Below are 5,495 nucleotides of genomic sequence, written 5' to 3' on the forward strand. Positions count from 1 at the left end.
AATAAGAAAATGGAAGTCTCTACAATATTACTCGAAATCCGCTCAAGGCTGCATGATGAAGCTACACAAAAGTGGAATGATACAGAAATACTAGACTGCCTTAACCTTAGCTATGTGAATCTAGCAAGGCTCTTACGACTATTTTTACAACAAAAAGAATACAGAATAGAAAAAGACTTTATACAAGACTTGCCTACAAACTTTTTAGATGTAAAGAATGTAATAAGAAACAAGAAAGAGATACCAATACTTAGGGCATATCAATCAAAGCATATAGCAAGTGGTGAGTATGTGAGTATTGATAATCATAAGATTGTATTTAATCATGCTGGAAATTATGTAATGACTTATTATTGTTATTACAAGATTGTAGATAAGCATGATAGCTTTAATCTGCCACTTATTGCTAATAATGCTTTATTGTTTTATGCAATGTATTTATTATTGCAAAAAAAGCCTAGTCAAAATGCTTTGCAAGAAGTGGGATTTTACAAAGGATTGTATGAGAGTGAGATTAAGGAATTGCAAAGGGATATTTATCGGTCGCATGAGAGTAGAATGCTTATTAGCTCATACATGCTTGTGTAGAGATTTCATTTTGATTATGCATTTAAGAGTTAAAAACAAGTATTGGAATTTATAGCGAAAAAATGATGTATAATTAGAGTATCCCTTTAAGCGACCAACTTAAAGGGATAGTTTTACTTACTTTCTAGCGGTAAGTTAGAAAGGAGGTAACAATCAATGGGATTGATTAGGCTTATTATACTATTAATTATAATTATTTTAGCATTAGCTAAACCGATTTATTAATATATAGACTAGTTAATTTACTTTTTGTTACATGCTAGAGGTAACAGAGAGGAGGCATTGTTTGATACCACTTTCTTATCCTCTTAACCGACATTTATTTTTCAGTTGTCTTTATATAATATTTGCTTAGAATATATGTAAGGAATACAACATGAATAAAATTCAAGTCTCAACTATCGCTAAACCTCGTGATGAATACACAAGTCAGTTTAAACCAAACACAGATGTAAAGACAGAATGGATACCAAAAAAGCCTAGTGTCTTTAAGACTTTAAAGTTTGAAAATGAGAGTGTAAATCCTAGTGATTATTATGCACCTGTATGTAAAAGCTATACTGAAAATGGCATATTTCAAGCTGGAGATAAGGGCTGTGTAGTCTTTGTATTATGCGTTGGAGGGCATGGGTATGGGACTGATAACGCACAAAATAAAGGTTGGGGCGAATATTATGATAGCACTTGGAGCAATCCTGTTAATGGTTGGCAAATAGATGATAATACAGACCATAAGACACGACTTTATGGCTTTAGATTACAAAGAAGGGATTATAAGCATCATCATTTGGGGCATTTTGCTAGTCCCTCTAGCTTTGGAAGTTATCTTAGTGCGAATGCTGGATTAAACATAGAAAACCCCACAATAACAATGTATCAAAATTATAGAACTTGGACTGTTAGAGGCTGGGCTAGTAGCTGGGATTGGGGAAGGGGGCAATATAGATCTAGAAGTGAAACACAAGAAGTACAACTCTCTAGCGGGGCGTATGATGGGGAATTAGTAGGCACAAGTGGAGAGATTAAGTTTGGTGTATTTACTCTTGCACCAAATGAAGTGGTAAATATATCTGTTGGGGAAGGCTTTATAAAAGGGCATGTAGATATAGTGTATTTTGAATTAAGAAATGGGAATGATGAAGCTATTATTAAACCAAGTAAGCCTAATGATGTAACTGCTGGTATTGCTTTACCTGCACCTACTTTACCTGCACCTACTCCACCACAAGTAACACCTACACCGCCGCCGCTATTGCCTTTAACTTTGGGGATAAAACCTCAAAAGATAGAATTAGAAGTAGGGGCTACACAAACAATAGAGATTATCACAAATGCTACAAATTATACAAGCAATATGCAAGATGATACTATTGCAAGTTTCAATGAAGCTACAAAAGAAATCACTGCAAAGCTAAAAGGTGATACTATGCTCACTATTGAGGGCATAAGAGATAATGAGAGTATAAGAAGGGCAGTAGCAATAAAGGTGATTGAAAAACAAGTAATAACTAATCCTGCACCTACACCGCCAACTACCGCACCACAAAACACACCTAAAAGCATAAGTTTCACAAGTCTTTTACCGAACTTGCAAACAATGAATACAGAACAATTAGCTTATATGTATGTTATGGGCTTTGTATGGCAGGAATTATTTAAAATCGCACAAAATGATAATAATATGACTTTGCTGCATACAGCTATGACTGAAAAGAGAAAGAAAGAATTGCAAGATTTATATGATACACAAAGAATAAACTACATACAAAAGCAAACAATAATAGGTTATGCCTCTATTGGCTATCAAATACTCTCTACACATATAAGTGCTTATCCATTCTTACAAAGCAAAGATGAAGCACATTTGCAAACACTAGAGAGCCTTATTATGCAAAAAGAGAGTGTAGAACAAGGCATGACTTTTACACATGCTTTTACCCAAGCAGTAAAAAATATGAGTAATGAAGCTTTTACAGATAATTTAGAAGTATGGATTAAAGAAGCAAGAGGGATTATAGTAAGAACAAGAGGTGATGACCCTAAACCAAATCAAACACCACAAGGGCTAGACTCTTTAAATGTAGTTTTCTCTAAAAATCCTAATAGCTATATTGCAAGGAATGAAACAAACGATGAATTAAAGATAGATAGATTTAATTGTGTTTGGGAAGACCCGCTAGAGACTGATTATATACATGAATTGTTTTGGTTTATTGTATATGATGAAGCTAAGATAGGTTTTGATATGCAAAAGGTAAAACAAACATGGATAACACAAAAAAATCATGCTGGGGATAAGAATATATCCAATACGCCTGAAAAAAGACAAAATTTTATCAATGTAGGCAATAATAATCAAGTAGGGGCAATAGGACAGATATTTAGAAAAGCTTACTTTACTGATATGAAAGATGAGTTATTTGAAGCTTATGATGTAGCACCTTATAAAATGAAGCTAAAAGAGAGTATCTATCAGTTAAGCAAACAAGACTTGCTAGAGTTATTCACTAGGGCATGTCAAAAGGTGTATGCGATAAGTAAAACTTAGTGTGTCGTTATAGTGAAATTCATCTTTGGCATTTCAACTGCGTAATGACTAGCTATTTTAAAGGCTAATTCTGTTAAATGTATAATCAAGATGAAAGCTTTAAACTAACCGACATATACTTAACTTATAAACTCTGCTATTCTCATGCAAATACTTAAAAAAGGCATTGCATGGGATACATACTCACACCAACACAAACAGAAATTGATAATAATCTTATTAACAATACACTTGAAAGCTTAAAGACTACAAACCTTTTAAAGCAATCACAAGATACTACGATTAATCCTAATCTAAGCACACAGAATACACAAACAACACAATTACCACCAAAACTACCACAGGGCAAAATTCCACAAATTCACACAGATTCCACAAAAAATACACAAAATCCACAACATAGCAACACACAAAAAAATATCGGCTTTGATAGCAATGTCTTATCCACACAAAACACAGCAAAGCCACTGCCACAAAATGATATGAGCGGCAATACTACACAAACTACGCAAAAGCCCTTTAATACTCAAATAGCCCTAAGTAGTGATAAAGATTTCAAACCACAAAGTGAAGTCCCACAACAAACACACATTCCACAAATACAAACACCAACTAAAAAAAGCAGACTACAAAGAGAGATAGAATCTACAAAGTATGCAACAAACTTTAATCAATCTGCATATACAAGAAATACGACTGCATTCTTAGGCAAACCGCATGAGTTTAGTAATCATAAACTTGCTATGGCAGCAAAATTAAGGCTATTAGAAAATTTCGATAATAATGCAAATATAGATGATGAAGTCTTTCAAAGATATAACATAATAGATAATGCAGTAGCAGCACTAGAGACTGCTAAAAAGATACATGGACAAAACTCAAAAGCATATAAGGATATTTTAGACCAATATATGCAATATGGCATATTAAAAGATAATGGCATTAAAGATTATGCAAGTTTGGCAGAGTTTTATAACAAGGGTGGCAATGTAGGTATTAAGACAGAGTTTAAAGGAAGTGAGGACAATGCAAGTGGGTTAGATTCTGTTAATGCAGATAACACTAAAAAAGATGAAACAAATAAGAAAGAACGCAATATAGCAGAATTTATGACAGATTTAAAAGGCTTTCATGCAAAAGACCAAGAAAAAGAACAAAAGGATAAAGGCCTTATTGATAAAAGCACAGATTGGTTGAGTAATACATATAAGTTTGATAATAAAGATAATCTACAAAAGCAATTAGATAATGGATTTAGTGCGACTGAAGGCTTTGATATATTGCTTAATGGCGATTTAGATAAGCGTAAAGAAGAATATATTAAAAAGCATAAGCTTGATGAAAAGACAACATTATTTGGTGAAAAACTAGATTCTGATAGCTATTTTGCTAATGTGATTAATCCAGCAAATAAGTATTATGAGGGGGTTGGCGACTTTCTTACATTTGGGGCAACTTCACTTTTAGAAAAAAGCGAACAAGACTTAAGAGACTTTTTTGACTATATGGATATGGCAACAAGTGTAAGTGAGGGGGCAAATAAGAGTTTTAATGAGTTTAGAGAAAAATATTATGATTCCTTAATGGAGGATAATCCTACCAAAAAAGCACAACTCAAAGAACAAGCCTATAATAAACTCAAAGAAGCAAAAGAAAAATACGAAAAAAGCCCTGCGAAAATATATGCAGATTCAAGCCTTGATAGGATAGCTGAAACAATAAAGCATGAAAGCGATTATGGCAGAATATATACATTCTTACAAGATGAGAATATACAAAAAAAGGAAAAGCAACAATTTTTAAGTGATTTTGCAAATGTTTTAAAGACAGATGAGAGATATAAGGATTTAGATTCTCTTGCTTTTACTAAAGACAATACGCTTATTGCTATTATGAATGAAAAGGAAGGGCAAAAAGCCTATGCGATTAATCCTACTTTAATGTCTAGCATACTTTATACTCTTTATGCGGCTAAAAGTGAGATTATAGGGGGAATTGCTGGTGGTGCTTATGGAGCGGCTAAAGGTGCTAAATATGGTAAAGCTGCTGGGGGTGTTGGAACTGCTATTGGAACAGGTGCTGGTGCTTTATATGGCTCTATGATAGGCACTGCTATTGGAGCATTAACAGATTCACAAGTCAATAGAATTGTAACAGGTTATTTAAATAGTGATGTAGGTGCGAAAAAGGCTATTGAATCTGGAGTGCTTGATTTAGCAGGTAACCTCGCTTTAATGGGTGTTGCTAAAGGTGTTTCTAAGGGACAAGATGCTTTTTCTAACTTAAATGCAGATAGCTTAAAAGAGGGTGCGAATAATCTAAAAGATAAAGCTATGTTGCTATCTCATGGCAATGTAAA

General features: G+C 33.6%; 3 protein-coding genes. All 3 read left to right on the forward strand.

The annotated features are described in order from the left end of the window. Positions 1-588, forward strand: a 588-nt coding sequence (locus C6H08_RS06675; protein ID WP_233708518.1) for a phage adaptor protein, incomplete at its 5' end; no start/stop codon positions are given. Positions 589-964: 376 nt separating this feature from the next. Next, on the forward strand, positions 965-3,136 hold the full coding sequence (locus C6H08_RS06680; protein ID WP_034580870.1) for a hypothetical protein: 2,172 nt from the start codon (positions 965-967) through the stop codon (positions 3,134-3,136). Between the two features lie 170 nt (positions 3,137-3,306). Then, positions 3,307-5,495, forward strand: a 2,189-nt coding sequence (locus C6H08_RS06685) for a hypothetical protein (RefSeq protein ID WP_267892890.1), incomplete at its 3' end; no start/stop codon positions are given.

Origin of the sequence: Helicobacter bilis, assembly GCF_900198365.1 — a bacterium.
In the GTDB taxonomy this organism is placed as follows: Bacteria; Campylobacterota; Campylobacteria; order Campylobacterales; family Helicobacteraceae; genus Helicobacter_A; species Helicobacter_A bilis_B.